At 42.7% G+C, this 16011-nt stretch carries 12 protein-coding genes; 5 read left to right on the top strand and 7 right to left on the bottom strand.

Annotated features, from left to right (window positions below; translation table 11 throughout):
- Window positions 1-74 precede the first annotated feature (74 nt).
- Together holA and RMY63_RS28280 are read left to right on the top strand one after the other, a co-directional pair.
- Window positions 75-1064 carry a DNA polymerase III subunit delta gene (holA, locus tag RMY63_RS28275; protein ID WP_322731881.1) on the top strand — a complete coding sequence of 330 codons (990 nt, stop codon included), beginning with the start codon at window positions 75-77 and terminating at the stop codon, window positions 1062-1064.
- 109 nt (window positions 1065-1173) lie between these two features.
- Window positions 1174-1656 (top strand): DUF4168 domain-containing protein, encoded by a 483-nt coding sequence (locus RMY63_RS28280; protein ID WP_322731882.1) that lies wholly within the window; start codon window positions 1174-1176, stop codon window positions 1654-1656.
- Window positions 1657-2049: 393 nt separating this feature from the next.
- Here RMY63_RS28280 and RMY63_RS28285 read toward each other — a convergent pair whose 3' ends face one another.
- The 5 genes from RMY63_RS28285 to RMY63_RS28305 form a co-directional block, all read right to left on the bottom strand.
- Window positions 2050-2262 (bottom strand): hypothetical protein, encoded by a 213-nt coding sequence (locus tag RMY63_RS28285; RefSeq protein WP_322731883.1) that lies wholly within the window; start codon window positions 2260-2262, stop codon window positions 2050-2052.
- A 171-nt stretch (window positions 2263-2433) separates the two neighbouring features.
- Complete coding sequence (locus tag RMY63_RS28290) at window positions 2434-2610, bottom strand: hypothetical protein (protein ID WP_322731884.1); 177 nt, start codon at window positions 2608-2610, stop codon at window positions 2434-2436.
- 561 nt (window positions 2611-3171) lie between these two features.
- A complete protein-coding gene (locus RMY63_RS28295) occupies window positions 3172-3378 on the bottom strand; it encodes a hypothetical protein (RefSeq protein ID WP_322731885.1) in 207 nt (68 codons plus the stop codon).
- A 78-nt stretch (window positions 3379-3456) separates the two neighbouring features.
- Window positions 3457-7890: a PAS domain S-box protein gene (locus RMY63_RS28300; protein WP_322731886.1), complete on the bottom strand. Its 4434-nt coding sequence runs from the start codon at window positions 7888-7890 to the stop codon at window positions 3457-3459.
- Between the two features lie 266 nt (window positions 7891-8156).
- Entirely contained in the window at window positions 8157-10625 is a 2469-nt protein-coding gene (locus RMY63_RS28305) for a glycoside hydrolase family 31 protein (protein WP_322731887.1), read from the bottom strand.
- A gap of 464 nt (window positions 10626-11089) precedes the next feature.
- Here RMY63_RS28305 and rsgA point away from each other — a divergent pair, with 464 nt between their 5' ends.
- Window positions 11090-12151: a ribosome small subunit-dependent GTPase A gene (rsgA, locus tag RMY63_RS28310; protein WP_322731888.1), complete on the top strand. Its 1062-nt coding sequence runs from the start codon at window positions 11090-11092 to the stop codon at window positions 12149-12151.
- A 289-nt stretch (window positions 12152-12440) separates the two neighbouring features.
- Complete coding sequence (locus tag RMY63_RS28315; RefSeq protein WP_322731907.1) at window positions 12441-12530, top strand: AraC family transcriptional regulator N-terminal domain-containing protein; 90 nt, start codon at window positions 12441-12443, stop codon at window positions 12528-12530.
- Between the two features lie 209 nt (window positions 12531-12739).
- Here the strand turns inward: RMY63_RS28315 and RMY63_RS28320 are convergent, their stop codons facing one another.
- Window positions 12740-13036 carry a hypothetical protein gene (locus RMY63_RS28320; RefSeq protein ID WP_322731889.1) on the bottom strand — a complete coding sequence of 99 codons (297 nt, stop codon included), beginning with the start codon at window positions 13034-13036 and terminating at the stop codon, window positions 12740-12742.
- Window positions 13037-13204: 168 nt separating this feature from the next.
- Here RMY63_RS28320 and RMY63_RS28325 point away from each other — a divergent pair, with 168 nt between their 5' ends.
- On the top strand, window positions 13205-13612 hold the full coding sequence (locus RMY63_RS28325; protein WP_322731890.1) for a hypothetical protein: 408 nt from the start codon (window positions 13205-13207) through the stop codon (window positions 13610-13612).
- A gap of 53 nt (window positions 13613-13665) precedes the next feature.
- Here the strand turns inward: RMY63_RS28325 and RMY63_RS28330 are convergent, their stop codons facing one another.
- Window positions 13666-15765 (bottom strand): TonB-dependent receptor, encoded by a 2100-nt coding sequence (locus tag RMY63_RS28330; RefSeq protein ID WP_322731891.1) that lies wholly within the window; start codon window positions 15763-15765, stop codon window positions 13666-13668.
- Between the last annotated feature and the right edge of the window lie 246 nt (window positions 15766-16011).

Raw genomic sequence — 16011 nt, forward strand, 5'->3', positions numbered from 1 at the left:
GCTAAACGCCCCGCTACCACTAACAGCACTCAGCACTCAGCACTCCTAATGCCCATCTACTAAGAGGTTTATCTATGCCAATCTATGTTTACTGGGGTGAAGATGATTTTGTGATGGAAAAGGCGATCGCTGTTTTGCGCGATCGCGTTCTCGATCCGCAATGGACAAGTTTTAATTACACTGCATTCTCGCCAGATCGAGCTGATGCTGCTATCCAGGGGTTAAATCAGGTGATGACGCCTACTTTTGGCGCTGGTGGGCGCTTGGTATGGCTGATAAATACTACTCTGTGTCAGCACTGTCCTGAGAATGTGTTGGCAGAATTGGGGCGATCGCTAAGAGTGATTCCCGAAAACTCATTTTTATTGCTCACTAGCCGCAATAAGCCAGATGAACGCCTCAAATCTACGAAATTGTTAAAACAGTTTGCTACCGAATTCCGAGAATTTCCCCTCATCCCCCCTTGGAAAACAGAATTACTGGTGCAATCTGTTAATCAAGCAGCCCAGACTGTGGGCGTGAAACTGACTGCCAATACTTCCCATCTGTTGGCCGAATCTGTTGGCAATGATACACGGCTACTTTTCAATGAGTTAGAGAAATTACGGCTATATGCCCAAGGTAGTAATAAGCCTTTAGACACAGATACTGTTACAAAATTAGTAAGAAATACTACTCAAAATAGCTTACAATTAGCAGCAGCAATCAGAACAGGAGATACAGCTAAAGCTTTGACAACACTGGCAGATTTGAATAATGCTTCCGAGCCAGGATTACGGATAGTTGCGACGCTGATTGGACAATTTCGCACCTGGCTGTGGGTAAAGATTATGATAGAAAGTGGGGAACGGAATCAACAAGCGATCGCTATTGCTGCTGATATCGGTAATCCCAAACGGATTTACTTCTTACAGCAAGAAATCAAGCTGCTTTCTGTGCAACAGTTAATCTCTTGCTTACCCCTACTACTGGAATTAGAGGTTAGTCTTAAGCAAGGAGCATCAGAAATGTCAACACTCCAGACAAAAGTCATCGAACTTTGTCAAGAATGCCGAGGAAATTGACAATCAAATATAAAAGCTTGATGTATTGACCAGTTCCTGGAACTTCCAACTCCGAAAATAATTCAAAGTTCTTATAATATCCCTGATCTAGTTTTCTGTCACACACTATATGAAGAAAATTTCTGATTTATTTTCCCGAACTAGCCGAAAGCGAACCCTTTCGCAATCATTATTTTTCGGTGCGATCGCTAGTGTGAGTGTAATTTCCAATGCTTTTTCATTGAGTTCCAAAGCTGACGCTCAAACTCCAGCACCAATAGTTAACAATACTGAAATCAACAGTTACGCTCAAGCCGTGCTCGCAATGGAGCCAGCCCGTCAAAATGCTTTTGAAGAAATTAAAAAACTTATTGGCAATGGAGAAATTCCCAATATTGTCTGCAACGATTCTAATAGCATAAATGGTCTTCCAAGAAAGGCTCAAGATATTGCAGTGAACTACTGTAACCACGCTCAAAAAATTGTCGAAGAGAATGGTTTGAAGTTTGAACAGTTCAACAAAATTACTATAGAACTACAAAATAATACTATCTTAAAAAGGCAGGTTTATAATACCCTATTACGGCTGCAACAACCTGCTGAGTCTCGGTGAGTAGAAGGGCTAATTCAATGAAAGCACATAGTAAGTAAGTGGCTAATTACTATGGGAATCATAACTCAATTATTCTGACATTACAGCAGTCCTATAGCAATCCGATTTGATGGGCGTGAATTACTCGTAGAGACTAGGGACTCTTTAGTGGGGATGGTGGGGCCCCTGAAGGGGATAAGGGGTAATGGGGACTCTTAAGAAGGAATAAAGGTGTACCTAGCTCCCTTAAAAATCAAATATGAGTCCTATATTGACCTAGGTTTTTGTGAAGCATAAAATGGCATTAGATGCCATTTTATGGTGCAAGTGACAAGAAAACTTCTTGGCAATGCTAAAGATCGCAGCTATTCTCGTTTGGATATAGCTTGCAAACACGCTTTATTCTAGTCAAGGTCAATCCGCATTAGCGACCATGAGACATACTGTACCAGCTACGATACTCCCCACCGCACCAAAAGTAAGTCCTGCTATGGCTGCAACTCCACAGGCTCCAATTTCCGCCGTAGTTTGCCCTCCTCTTCCTCTAATATTAGCGGTCAGAGTATCATCTGCTTCCTCTAAACAAGGAAGATCAAATATTTGAATCGAAGTAGATTTACTGTCCATTTTTTCTCCTTTGAGACTAGTTTGCTTGGATTGAATGTGCAAAGAGACTGTTTTACTGTCGCTATAAGCTAGGTATAGCAATCCGATATGAGACACAAACAAAAGTCGTCTGAATCCGGCTCCCTGTGGTCACCAGCGTTTGCAAATCAAATAGGATTGCTATAGATAGCTCTAATCGGGTTCTAGGACGAACGATAATGCCCCACCAAAGAGTAGACCTGCTAGCAATGGAGTAGCCCCTCCCTGGATAGCGAGTTCTGCCTCAGATAGTTCCTTTAAGTAGCTTTCAGAGTCAAAAAACAGTTCAGAACCAGTAGGATTCAAGTCAAAAATCGTGATGCTAGCCATTTAAAGCTCTCCTGTTTAGTAGGATTGTCTCGACGAGATTAAACTGTGAATTGCCTAATCCTTATTTAAATAGTCTGAAATTCAATCTAGTAATTCAAGTGTTTGGAACTTCTTTTTTATGCATAACTAATTTAGTTATGTTTTCGTTTTTCAATTATTTTAGAACTTACGCATTGACAAATTAGACAGACAATGCAGAGAGAAGAATCAGGACAAAACAGGGACTCACTAACTGATAGGGACTTGAAAGACGGATAATTTCAGTCATCTCTATCAGCAGGTTGGGACTATCAGAGCGATTACTAAGCCATCCACAGCCAAGTGTGACCTCAACACTTATACTCTGTTTCCTGGAGTTTAGACTAGTTCGTGGTGCGAAACTCAGAAAGCTCATTCTATAAAGCCTAAAAACCTTGGTTTTAGTTCCTAGAAACATCTTAAATCCGTATCCTCATTTTTTGAAAATTTAGTTTCGCACCGGAAACTAGACTAAGCATTAGGAAACGACCCAGCAGCACTGAGTTCACAAAACATAAGCTTCAATCAGAAAAATCTTTGGTACTAAGCCGATTTATCTTTCTGTTTGCGTGGTTTTGGCGTAGTTTTTTTGACTATAGGATAGCGAATTCTACGTTGCCGCAGTTGCCCAAGTTTCCAACCTGGAGACTTTCCACGGGGTTTGGGCGAACGAGCAGGAGTACCAATACTCTCTAAAATGATCCCCATAGCCTGGGCAACTCGACCAGGAGTTAGTTTGTCTATTACCATGCTTCCTGGGACGACCCTTACCGAAGTATGCTGGAGGTACCCCCCATAAACAAAGATTTGATACTTCTCAGACATCCTCTAAGTCCGTCCAACAAGTCTGGCCACTACTGTAGCTAACTCAGCTGCTTCAATAGGTTTAGGTAAATGCAGTTGATAACCCTCTTGTATAGCTCGCATCCGATCCTCTGCCCTAGTATCAGCTATCAAAGCTGCGGCTGGAATATTTCCCCCTAGTTCTGGTGGTTGCGATCGCACTTTACGGATCAAAGAGTAACCATCTTCCTGGAGCATACTGATGTCGCTGACTAAAGCATCTGGTTTCCACTGTCTAATTAACTGCAATGCTTCTGCAACTGATGCTACAGCTGTAACTTCGGCTTGGCACTGTTCGAGGACTGTGGTGATAAATTCACGGCTATCGGCTTGGTCATCTACAACCAGCACGCGCACACCAAGCAGGGAGAGGGGCAAAGGGGCAGAGGGGGGTAGAGGGGCAAAAGGATGGAGGTGGGCACTTTTGAGAAGTGGTAGTTTGACGGTAAACGTCGCTCCTTGTTCTTTACCTGGGCTATCTGCATGGACATTACCGCCATGTAATTCCACTAAATGACGGACAATCGCTAAACCTAGTCCTAATCCACCATAGATTCTAGTGCTAGAACTATCAGCTTGACGAAAGCGATCAAAGACGTAAGGAAGAAAATTAGGGCTGATACCAATGCCTGTATCAATCACCTGAATTTGAGCATATTTATCCGTTGTTTGTTGTTTTTCTTGTCCATTAATTACTGACAATTGCACCTCTACCCTTCCTCCAATGGGTGTAAATTTGATGGCATTGAATAGCAGATTCCAGATAATTTGTTGCAAGCGCTCGAAATCCCCAAAAACTAAATATTGAGAATTTTCACCCAGCTTGCTGTCCTGTGAAAGTTGATTGGTTTGGGATTGTGCTTTCGGAAATTCGCGATTTTCCTGATTAACTCCTAATTCCCAATCTGAATTTAGCGTTTTTTTTGAGGGAATCAGAGAAAATCTCAAATCGATTTCCTTGGATTGCGTGGCTAAACTAACAGCTTTGATAGCTGACTCAATTATGGGAACCAAATTACAAGTACGGACATCGAGGCGTAACTTGCCTCTACTCATCCGCGATATATCTAGTAGGTCTTCAATTAGCTGGGTTTGCGCTTTGGCGTTGCGCTCAATTGTCTCCGTTGCCCTAGCCATTTGGGTATCACTGAGCTTGCTTCGTTGCAGTAATTGCGCCCAGCCAAGGATGGCATTGAGGGGCGATCGCAATTCGTGGGACAATATCCCTAAGAATTCATCCTTCATCCGGTTGGCTTCTTGCAACTGCTCAGTTTGTTGTTGCAAAGAAGCAATTAAACTAGTCCGTTCCATTGCGATCGCTATTTGGTCGCATACTGCTTGCATCATCCCTTTTTGATTGTCGGTGAAGCTTAACAGAGTGCGGCTGCCAAAAGAAAGAGTACCCAATAGCCGTCCTTGAGCGAGCAATGGGGATGCATAATAAGCTGTAATTCCTAAAGAACGAATCAATTCTGTTTTCGGGTCAATTGATTGCTGCACATTCTCTAGAGCGGTTGCACAACGCTCCTGGGCGACAGTCCCACAAACCGCTTCACCAAATTCTAAAGACTCGATTTGGTTTACCAGTTCTGGAGAAATGCCACTGTAAGACTCTAGCCGTATTAGCTGAGAGTTATCCTCAATCAAATAGTTAAAGTAAACATCTAAACCAATTTGGTCTCTTAGTTTTTGGTAGACGGTATCGATTAGTACTACTGGTTGCTGACTCGATAATAAATCATTGGCTGTGTCAAATAGTAGCTTTAGCCTTTTGTAACTTAATGAGAGTGCTTTTTGTGCATCTTTGAGGTTGCTAATTTCTTGGAACACTAAGATACAGGTAGCCGGATGACCGTGCATTGCTGGCAAGGTATCAGCAAATACTAGTAGAGAGTGGACGCCAGTGGGAGTGTGCCAGTCCACCTCCAATCCATTCAGGCGTTCGCCACGGGCAACCCGCACTCCTGGCATTTGCTCATTGGGGATGCGATCGCCAGCTGCATCTGTATAGTAATAAACTGTGTGATAATCTTCAACAGGTACACCTTTAGGAAATTCCCCCCCTGCTAATTCGTTAGCAGAGCGATTGGCAAAAGTTACCCGCGCCGTTCCTGGTTCGATAAACAGCAACGGTCTTGGCATCAAATTTAACACATCCTCTAGCCATTTTTGCTGGTTTAGCAATACTTCTTCTGCCTGTTTGCGCTCCGTAATATCTAAAAATGCACCAACGCATCCTCTGGTTTTACCCTCTTCGTCAAACAGGGGTGCAATGTACTCCAACAGCTTGACAGTTTTGCCATTTTCATGTATAATATCAAGTTCACAATCCAGAACTTCGACACCATGAGCAGCAGAGTATTGCATTGGGAGTTCTTCTGTTGAGATTTCCCTTCCCTCGCGGTAGACTTTAAAGCTTGTCGGTTTTTCGGACAAGGGAGCGCTAAGGGAGGCATTTATATCTGAGGATATTCCCAACTGCTTGGCAAAAGAAGGGTTGACCTTGATATTTTGGCATTCTGGATCTTCGGCAATGCCAATTCCAATCGGAATTACCTCCAACAAAGTTTGTAATTCAGTAATGCGGCGCTGTAGATCCCTGTTGAGCTGTAAGATTTGTTCCTGGGTCTGCTTTTGCTTGCTGATGTCACGAGTCACAGTTGCTAAGGCAATTGGCTGACCTGTGTTGTTATTTGTAACAGTGAAGATGTTGTAATCAACTGGTATCGGTTGACCTGTTTGGAGATGCCGGAAGCAGAATTCTCCTTGCCAGCGCCCTTGGGATCGCACAGTCGGCAGTATATATTCTTGAAAATAGGCTTTGTCTTTGGGCATGAAGTAATCTAATACTGCTTTTTGCCTCACTTCATCAAGGCTGGAAAGACCTACCAGCTTTTGACCTGCATCATTTATGTAGAGTAATTGACCTTCAAGGGTGGCGATGCCGATAAAATCAGAGCTATTTTCTACTACGGACACTAATTTTTGTTGCTCTGCCTCTGCTTGCTTGCGTTCGCTCAAGTCGAGGATAAAGGCTACTGACTCTTCCCGGTTTTCTCCTAGCAGGACGTAACCAATTAAAACCGGGATGCGGCTACCATCCTTGCGAATATATTCTTTCTCGTAGGGTGTACAAGCAGCGTTGGTATTTTTTTGGGCTTCGGCAACACCTCGCTGATCCAAGTATAGATACTCTGATGGTGTGATATTGCGCCAACTTAACTTACCTGCTGACAAATCCTCCTGCGTGTAACCAATCATCCTCAGAAATTCGTCGTTTGCCTGCTGGATACCGCCATACACGTTGCCAAACAGAATGCCGATGACGTTAGAATCTACAAAACTCCCTAGTTTAGCTTCGTAGGTTCTCAGTGCTTCTTGGGCAAGGTCGCGTTGAGCGCTGAGGTGTTCAATAACCCTGGCACTTTGCCAAATCAAAATAGTAAAAATTACAATCAAAACGATCGCAAACACCGATACTGCAAATGCCGGATCGTATTGTTCTGCCCGTTGACCTTTGACAATTACCCATCCCAATATAAAAGGTACTGCGATCGCGGCAATTAATAAACGACGTGCAAGTAAGCCACCGTAACTATCATTTGTAATTACCTTCATTAAGCCATGTTCTGCCCGCGCCCACAGAATTCCCATACTTAGTAAAAAGAACAACACCGCTGTCTGTAACGCCATTGATGTTGTATGAGGGGCAAGTCCGTAGAGAACTTTTACTTTGTAGGCATAGCCCATCAGCGCTTGAAAGGAAATTAAAGTAGCAATCAGAGCGATAATCTGGGCATACCAATAACTGCGGTGGGTTTTTGGATGAATCAGAATCTGTAGGGCGACACTGACGAGTATAAAGTTGAGTGCTGTGTTCACCCCCATTCGCCCCGGATGCGATGTCGCTATACTAGTTCGCAAATCACGGAATACGAACTCATCAATGCCGAGATTCCAACCGAACAGATATTGACAGAGGGTAAGCGCTGCAATTGTGGTGACAGCTATTGCACAGACCTGAGAGATTACAAGAGTAACTATAGGCAAGGCGACTGTGGAACTGTGCGGGTAATTTTGAATTGTTCTTTCCCTCCTGCTCCCCTGCTCCCCCGCTCCCTTGCTCCCCTGCTCCCCTGCTCCCCTGCTCCCCCGCTCCCCTGCTCCCCCGCTCCCCTGCTCCCCTTTTAAAAATAGCCAAAGTGACACACCACACAACACAAAACAAAGTGCTGTGTTGACTTTCATTGTGGCAGGACTACCAGGGAAGCCGCGCTTAAGAACTTCAATGCCAAGACACCAGCCAACTAATACTAAGCTACCAACAAAAACAGCGCTCGCACTTGCGACTCTTGCCACAAGTGCATTTGTAGAGATTTTAAATCTATCTTGCAGCCGCAAGCGGTTAATATTTAACATTGAGTATTCTCTAACCGCATCTATCTATCTAGCGTAGTAAACTTACGTATTTCTTACGAGCTAATCATTGATGTTTTTTGTATTGTAAATTACACTTGGGCTGATTTTTCATCTACCTCTATGCATATTTTTTTTGCATAATTTCAAGTAGGAAATAATGGGGACTGGGAATTTTAGATTTTAGATTTTGGATTTTAGATTGAATTCTAATCCAAAATCGCAAATCCAAAATCCAAAATTGAATTGCCCAATCCCCAATCTTGATTTCAGAATTGTAGGCTATGTCGCTTACCATCATCTTGAAACCGTTGCTCTCCAACACCAACAAGTTCTATAATCACTTCTCGCAGTGGAGGTGTCCACTTTCCAACTCTTGCTTCAATTTCCACTACTGTTTGGCTTGCCTGCGTAAATACACGTATGTTTGTGATTGAAAAATTGTTTTTTTGATACTTACTTGTCTGTCCATCATCTTCAAATAACTGATATTCGTTGTTACCAGGCCAAATTCGTAACCGAATCTGGTCGAGTGGCGATTCATCAACGTATTGGCTGACAGCTTGCATAGGAACGATCGCACCGCTACGAACATACAGTGGCATTTTTTCCAGTGGTGCATGAGCAAGAATGTGAATTGGGCCTTCGTAGCGATCGCCACTCCACCAATCATACCAAGTGCCAGCGGGTAAGTAGACAGCTCGATGCTCAACTCCAGAGCGGTAAATTGGTGCAGCCATCAGCGATGCACCTAGCAATACTTGATCGTAGAGGCTATAGGTTTTCGGATCGTTGGGGAAGTGGTACAATAGTGGTCTTAAAATCGGTGCGCCCGTTGTTGTCGCTTCCCAAAAAAGACTATAAATATAGGGAAGTAATTGGTAACGTAGATTAATGTATTCTCGACAGATATTTTCAACGCGATCGCCAAATACCCAAGGTTCATGACGAGCAGTAGACATTGCCGAGTGACCGCGCATCAATGGGTAAAGCATTCCTACTTGCATCCACCGAGCGAATAATTCAGCTGTAGCGTTACCAGCAAACCCGCCAATATCGCAACCCACAAACCCCACACCCGAAAGTCCCATATTACAAAGCATCGGCAGAGACATTTCTAAATGCTCCCACAACGATTGGTTATCCCCCATCCACACCGAAGACCAGCGTTGCACACCAGCATAACCCGATCGCGTTAACACAAAAGATCGCTCTGAACTTCGATGCCGTCGTAACCCTTCATAGCAAGCTTTAGCCATCATCAACCCATACAAGTTATGCACTTCCGTATGAGTCACATCAATTTTAGATTTTAGGTCGCACCTTTGGTGCGCTTCCAGCGCAACTTGGATTTTGGATTGAGAATTATCCTCCTCTCCCCCTGCTCCCCCTGCTCCGTCATCTCCCCCTGCTCCCCTGCTCCCCTGCCCCTCTGCTCCCCTGCCTCCCTGCGGTGCATCTAGGGGAAACCAAATCTTTTCACCATCATCGCCGAAAGGGCGATCGTTTATGGCAGGTTCATTCATATCATTCCAAATTCCTGCCACACCAATATCAGTTAGGCTTTTGTGTAAATCAGCCCACCAGTTACTCACATCAGGACGTAAAAAGTCAGGAAAAACAGCTTTCTCAGGCCAAACGTAGCCGTGGAACAACGTACCATCAACTTTACGCACAAAATAGTCGTTTTCTATGCCTTGGTCAAAAACGTGATAATTACCTTCTGGTTCATACTTCACACCAGGATCGATAATTGTGACTGTTTTAAAACCATCCTCTGCTAAATCATTAATGAGTTTTGCCGCATTGGCAAAGCGTTGAGGACTCCAAGTAAACACTCGATAGCCCTGCATATAGTCAATATCCAAGTGAATAACATCGCAAGGAATGCGGCGTTGACGAAATTCTCGCGCCAGTTCCCGCACAACGCTTTCTGATTCGTAACTCCAACGGCATTGATGATAACCTAGCGCCCATTTCGGCGGTAATGGCATTCTTCCAGTTAACTGAGTGTAAGTATCCAGGATTTGGGCAGGTTCGGGGCCGTAAATAATGTAATAATCCAATTCACCGCCACGAGTCTCCATCTTCCAAATCCCTGGTTGTTCAGCGCCGATATCGAACTGACTCCAAAAAGTAGTGTTAAAAAAGATGCCATAGCTTACCTGCGGGCGCAAAGCCATAAAAAATGGAATTGCCTGGTACATTTCATCAGTGAGTGCATCATAATCTAAAGCATCCGTTGTCCAGTTGGTTTTTACTTCGCTGAGTTTATCCAGAAAGCCTGTGCGTTCACCAAAGCCATAGAAATGTTCGTCAGTTGCAATTTCTTTCCACGCTGCAACTGCGCCCATCCGCCAACCCATTCCCATATCTGCATCTTGGGCAAAGGGACGATTAGCTTTGTCAAAACAGGCGATGCGACATTTTTCTCGCTGAACGCACACACGAATTTGTGCTGTTTCAATTTCTATTGTTGCTTCAGTTTCCCGCACTGCAAAAGGTTTTATTGCCCATTCTGCATCATCCAGCGTCACTGCCCAAGAGCGGCGAGGCATAAATTCCCCAGTTGGTGCGAAACGCACACGGATTAAATTCGGAGTAAGTACGCTGATGGTCAGGCGTGAGTCGCCACAGTCAAAATTAACAGTATTATTTTCCCAGCTTACAGCTTTTACATTGCTAACAGTTGTCCAAGCTTGGTTAGTGGTGGGTAGTTTTCCGAAATATTGCGGCATATCAGTTATTTAGCAGGTAAACACTTGTCCGCATTCATGATTACAGAGATACTCAGCCTCAAACTCTTTCTTTCGCTAGAAGTTGGTGAAAGATGAGCAGATATTTTTTACCAAGATTTATTTTTGTAATGTACAAACTTGTGCATTAGTCTTTTAAGACGCGATAAATCACGTCTCTACATCAGGGTTAAACGAATTTTCTGGAATAGGCTAATGTAGTAATGTAGATTATTAACTGTAGTACATAAGGAGGACGAACTATGACTGAGTTGTTAGCAGTCCGGGTTACTTTGACCATCCCAACTCAAAGGACACAAGGCGCAGAGATTCTGTTCAGTCCTGTTTTCTACAGGAATGAAAACTAGAATTCACAGACATTCTGGTGCGGGGAGTTCTCCTGCATAGAAGTGTCTTCCTCTGTGGAACCTTGTGCAAAACAAGTAGCACACATCGAGGAAACATCAATGAATTTGGATTATTTAGGTTGGAGTGACTTTTTTGCTCACAGCTTTGAACCCTATCGCTTACAAGGATTTAGCGTTGGTAGGGTTGCTATTGAATACAGAAATACTTACACCCTCTATAGTGAACAAGGGGAACTTTCAGCAGAAGTTTCAGGTAAATTGCGGCATCGTGCTTCTCAACCACAAGATTTTCCCGCCGTTGGAGATTGGGTTGTGATTAGTGTCAGAGAATCTGAAGGACGAGCCACTATCAACGAGATTTTACCCAGGAAAAGCAAATTTTCTCGCAAGACGGTGGGTAGTAAAACAGAAGAACAAATTGTTGCAGCGAATATTGATACAGTCTTCTTAGTCTCAGGATTGGATGGTGATTTTAACCCAAGAAGAGTTGAGCGTTATCTCATTCTGGCTTGGGAAAGTGGTGCAAATCCGGTAATTGTGTTGAACAAAGCAGATTTGTGCAACTCTCTAGAAAAGTATTTAACCCAAGTAGAAGCAGTTGCTTTGGGTGTACCAATTGTAGTTTTAAGTGCCACCAATCATCAAGGATTGGATGCTTTAAAACCTTACTTGCAACCAGGACAGACAGTTGCTTTGTTGGGGTCTTCTGGCGTTGGTAAATCCACTATCACCAACCAACTGCAAGGTGAATCTGTGCAAGTTGTGCAACCAGTACGGCAAGGTGATGACCGAGGTAGACACACGACAACTCATCGTGAATTGATTTTGCTCTCTACTGGCGGATTAATTATTGATACTCCAGGAATGCGGGAAATCCAAATTTGGGCAGGTGATGAAGGTTTGCAAGAAACTTTTGCAGACATCGAAACCTTGGCGCAAGAATGCCATTTCCGCAATTGTCAGCATAATAACGAACCGGATTGTGTCGTGCAGCAGGCTTTGGCTGAGGGAGAACTTGATTATTCTAGATTTCTTAGCTACCAAAAGTTACAAAAAGAACTCGACTACCTGACTCGCAAACAAGACCAGAGGGCGCAATTAGCTGAGAAAGAAAGATGGAAGAAGATTCATAAATCCATGCGAAATCATCACAAGCGCTAGTTGCACAGGTGTCATATCATCTCCGCTTGATTACTTATTAAACCCGAAGAACCCCACCCCGCCAAAGCTACGCTTTGTCTCCCCTCCCGAAGAGCGGGGAGGGGATTAAGGGGAGCCAGTGCGTTGGGCGGCTCTGCCGACTTGAAGCACCTGGCGTGTGGGGTGCAATGACTGTGGAAATCATAACTAATTATGCGGACATGATATCAGTACAGAATGGCACTAAGAAAAGGTAAATTGTCGAGGCAGCAAGGGGGCAGAGGAGCAGGGGAGCAAACAAGATGCTGTGGTGCGGCTCGTCAGGCTTCTAAATTCCCCTGCTGAAACTCATGTTCTCGCACCACTGATTAAGCAGAAAATTATTTACCGCTTTGTTTGAATCCTTAATAGAAATATATAGCGATCGCTCGTACCCTGCAAGAAGCCGCTACACGTCTATGTATAAGAGATGTTTGGAGATTTCAAAAGCGGTGGTTACAAATTAAAAGATACAAATATTTACAGTAATCGCTTGATATCTCTAATCTTAATCATTTTCAACTAGAAGCTGGTCAAGGATTTGTTAACAAAAATGACAGCTATACATCCTTACTCCCAAGTCGAAACATCTCGCAACAAATTAGGAATTTCTCCTTGAGAGAAGGGAAACTCTAGCAAAGTTTCTCTAATACCCAAATATCCAGATTCAGCAAACGATAAAAGCATTCGTGAAAGCGCTAGCCAAACCTCCGGTTCGTATTCCCAATCACGATAACGTGAAGCTTGACCAGCAATTGAACGTAGTGCCCAAAAATAAGAGTTTCTCACCACCGAACCACCCTTCTTAAACTCTGGTAAATCTTCGTGGTGAATAAAAAGTATTTTATTTTCAATTCTGGCTCTCATGTCAGCTATTTGTATTGAAGGACAATAACAAAAAATTCTTATTACAAAGAATTATAACCTGGGTAAGTTTTCGTAATTTTTTGTAAATTTTATAGTAATTATTATGTTAGTGATGATATTTTATTTGCTACATATAAAACCCATTGTATAATTTTTCGATGATAAATTATGAAGAATAATTTAAAAACATATACAGCTATTGCTGTCTGTTGTGGAACATTTTCATGGGTAAGTTCAGCTGATGCTGATGGCTGGCCAACAAGCGTGGCTGGCACTTGGTCTGTAGTAGGAAATCAAAGTTTTGGCTCTCTTGTTATCACCCAACCTGCAAGCGCTCTCAACTGCAAACCCATCTCTGGAAGCATCTTTGGAAATGCGATTGAAGGCTTCTATTGCCCTAGTTCGGGACGTATTGCTTTTGTCCGTAAGTCTTCTAGTAACTTTCCTTATCAGTACTATCAAGGCAATCTCTCACAAACAGGTTCTACACTGCGAATCGGAGGATCTTTTTCAGCTTTCTTGAGCAATGGTATTGGTGGTAGTCTTGGAGAATATAATTTCTCTGCTAGCAAATAGTAATGCAATTTCAATGTAGAGAGATTGTAACTGCAACCCTCTACATTGAATACCTAAAAATTGGCGTTTAAACCAACACGAAAAGTAAATCCAGGGCTATATATGCGATTAACTCGCTCATATTGCTCACCGAGTAGATTTTCTAAGTAAACTGTCAATCCTAAATTGCTAGTTAGAGGTATACGCCCACTCAAATCTATATTCACAAAAGACGGTGCAAAATCTGTGGGCTTGTCAGTAGAGTTAGTGAAGATAGATCTGCGAGCGCCACTATTGTAGGTAACATACAAGTTAGCTTGCCAACCTGAATTTTGATAACCCACACCAGTTTGCAGTACAGAATAGGGAATCAAACCTAATTGTAAACCTTTCTCTGTTCCTGTTTTTATTTGGGCATCTGTATAAGTATAGTTGAGGAAAGTTGACCAGCCAGCCGCAATTTTTAATTGCAATGCAGCCTCTAAACCATTGGTATCTACTAATCCAATGTTTGCCCATTTACCAGCGATGACTCCCAAGCGATCGCCTATACTACTACCAAAGTAAGTAAACTGTCCAATCAGATTTTGAGAAAAATTAACATCTACTCCTGCAGTCCAAGTTGAGCCAATTTCTGGGCTTAAATCAGGATTAGGTGCCCAACCATGAACTGTATCATAAACATACAACTGATCCAACCCAGGATTGCGTTGTCCCCCTGCCCAACTTCCACGCACTGCTACTATTGGTGTGACGGCATAACGTAACCCAACACTAGGGTTGAGATAATTTCCAAATTGGCTGTCAAAGCTTTGTCTTAGTCCTAAATCTATCAGAAAATTATCGCTAATATTCCAAGTATTGACAGCAAATAAAGCTGTATTAAACAAACTTCTATCTTCAGTTTCGTTCTCGGCAATCCTAGTAGGATCTGTACTCAAAACATCACCGATTAAGTCGGTGTTTTTCAAATCTAATCCCCAGCGCAATTTATTATTGGAAGTAATTTTCCACTCATGATCTACCCTGGCTGTGAGTTGTTGCGTATCTAAAGACCCTCTACGATAAAATGATGCTCCCGTAGGGCCATAAGTGCTGAAATAATCTTGGTTATAACCAATTGAGGTTGTAATATTAGAGCTTTCGCCATTACCTAGCCGAGTTTTCCAAGATAAGCCAACATTTAAACCATCGTGGTCTAATCTATCTCTTTGCAGAGGAAATCCAAAATAAATTAAGCCGCGACGACTGCTGAGTTTAGTAACATCTAAATTTAAAGAGTTTTTTTGATTTAAATCTAGTCCAATGCTACCAAAGTATGTACTTGTAGCTGTATCTGCATTTGATAAAAATCCTTTCTCATCTCGATTTGCTGCACCTACTGGAACGGGGTAACGGTTATCTGTAAAGAATCTTTCAAAGCTAAAGTTATACTTGACCTTATCAGATGAACCACCATAGCTCACTTGTTGATTATTTAAATTTAATGAACCAAATTCTGCACTAGCGCTCAATTTAGGTTTGCCATAACCTTGTTTGGTGATAATATTCACAACTCCCCCAAAGGCTGAGGAACCATATAAAGCGGAGGCTGTACCGCTATATAATTCTACTCGTTCAATCTCCTCTACAGGAATACTGTTTAAATCAGTTCCACCATGATAAATGTTGACATTATTGTTAATTGGTCTGCCATTAATTAGAAATACAGACTGATTAATTGAGGCTCCCCGATAGTATGTACCTGTGTGAATATCTGCACCATGACCGACATCATTGATTGCAAAACCAGGCATTCTTTTCAAAATATCGGCTAAACTTGTAGCGCCCTGCTTTTGAATTTCTTCTTTATCAATGACGTAAGTTGGAGTAGATTGGGGTAGATTGTCTGGTTCTGCGATCGTTTCTATAGTAATGTCTGCATCATCGCTCGGAGTTTGCTCTGTTTCTGGCTGAGTTTCTTCTGGATTTACTTCACTTGGTACAGGTTGTTGAGTTAATAATTCGGCATTAGTTGCGGGTAGCTCAATTTCACTCAAACTCGGAATATCTAAAATGACTTCGGTTGATTTATTAGTATTTCTCTGCTCAATTTCACTCTCAGCAGCAAAGCTAGGAGACGCTATCAGTAAACTCGGTAAAGCAACTGTTAGCAACAAAAAATCCTTTTTCACGTTCTCTTTCACACTAAGTAAAAACAGTCACTACGTAGCATTGTTGCTGTAATAGTAACGTCGTGTCAAAAGACACGCTGTCATATTTCTACAGTTCAGATGAGACTATTTGTCAATTCACTATATGTTAAGCTTTAGAGCGATCGTATTTAAAGAAGTTATATCCTGTCTGGCTAAAGACTGAATCATTTAGACCGCAGTTCTTGCTAGGGGCAGGCTTGCCGTGAGCGTAGTCAAACGGGAGCA

The organism is Nostoc sp. ChiQUE01b, from assembly GCF_034531255.1.
Lineage (GTDB): Bacteria > Cyanobacteriota > Cyanobacteriia > Cyanobacteriales > Nostocaceae > Nostoc.

Excerpts from the sequence above, each read along its gene's own strand:
- RMY63_RS28295 (WP_322731885.1), bottom strand. The coding sequence starts at position 3,378 with ATGGTAATAGACAAACTAACTCCTGGTCGAGTTGCCCAGGCTATGGGG.
- RMY63_RS28325 (WP_322731890.1), top strand. The coding sequence starts at position 13,205 with ATGAAGAATAATTTAAAAACATATACAGCTATTGCTGTCTGTTGTGGA.
- RMY63_RS28285 (WP_322731883.1), bottom strand. The coding sequence starts at position 2,262 with ATGGACAGTAAATCTACTTCGATTCAAATATTTGATCTTCCTTGTTTA.
- RMY63_RS28290 (WP_322731884.1), bottom strand. The coding sequence starts at position 2,610 with ATGGCTAGCATCACGATTTTTGACTTGAATCCTACTGGTTCTGAACTG.
- holA (WP_322731881.1), top strand. The coding sequence starts at position 75 with ATGCCAATCTATGTTTACTGGGGTGAAGATGATTTTGTGATGGAAAAG.
- RMY63_RS28300 (WP_322731886.1), bottom strand. The coding sequence starts at position 7,890 with ATGTTAAATATTAACCGCTTGCGGCTGCAAGATAGATTTAAAATCTCT.
- RMY63_RS28280 (WP_322731882.1), top strand. The coding sequence starts at position 1,174 with ATGAAGAAAATTTCTGATTTATTTTCCCGAACTAGCCGAAAGCGAACC.
- RMY63_RS28320 (WP_322731889.1), bottom strand. The coding sequence starts at position 13,036 with ATGAGAGCCAGAATTGAAAATAAAATACTTTTTATTCACCACGAAGAT.
- RMY63_RS28305 (WP_322731887.1), bottom strand. The coding sequence starts at position 10,625 with ATGCCGCAATATTTCGGAAAACTACCCACCACTAACCAAGCTTGGACA.
- rsgA (WP_322731888.1), top strand. The coding sequence starts at position 11,090 with ATGAATTTGGATTATTTAGGTTGGAGTGACTTTTTTGCTCACAGCTTT.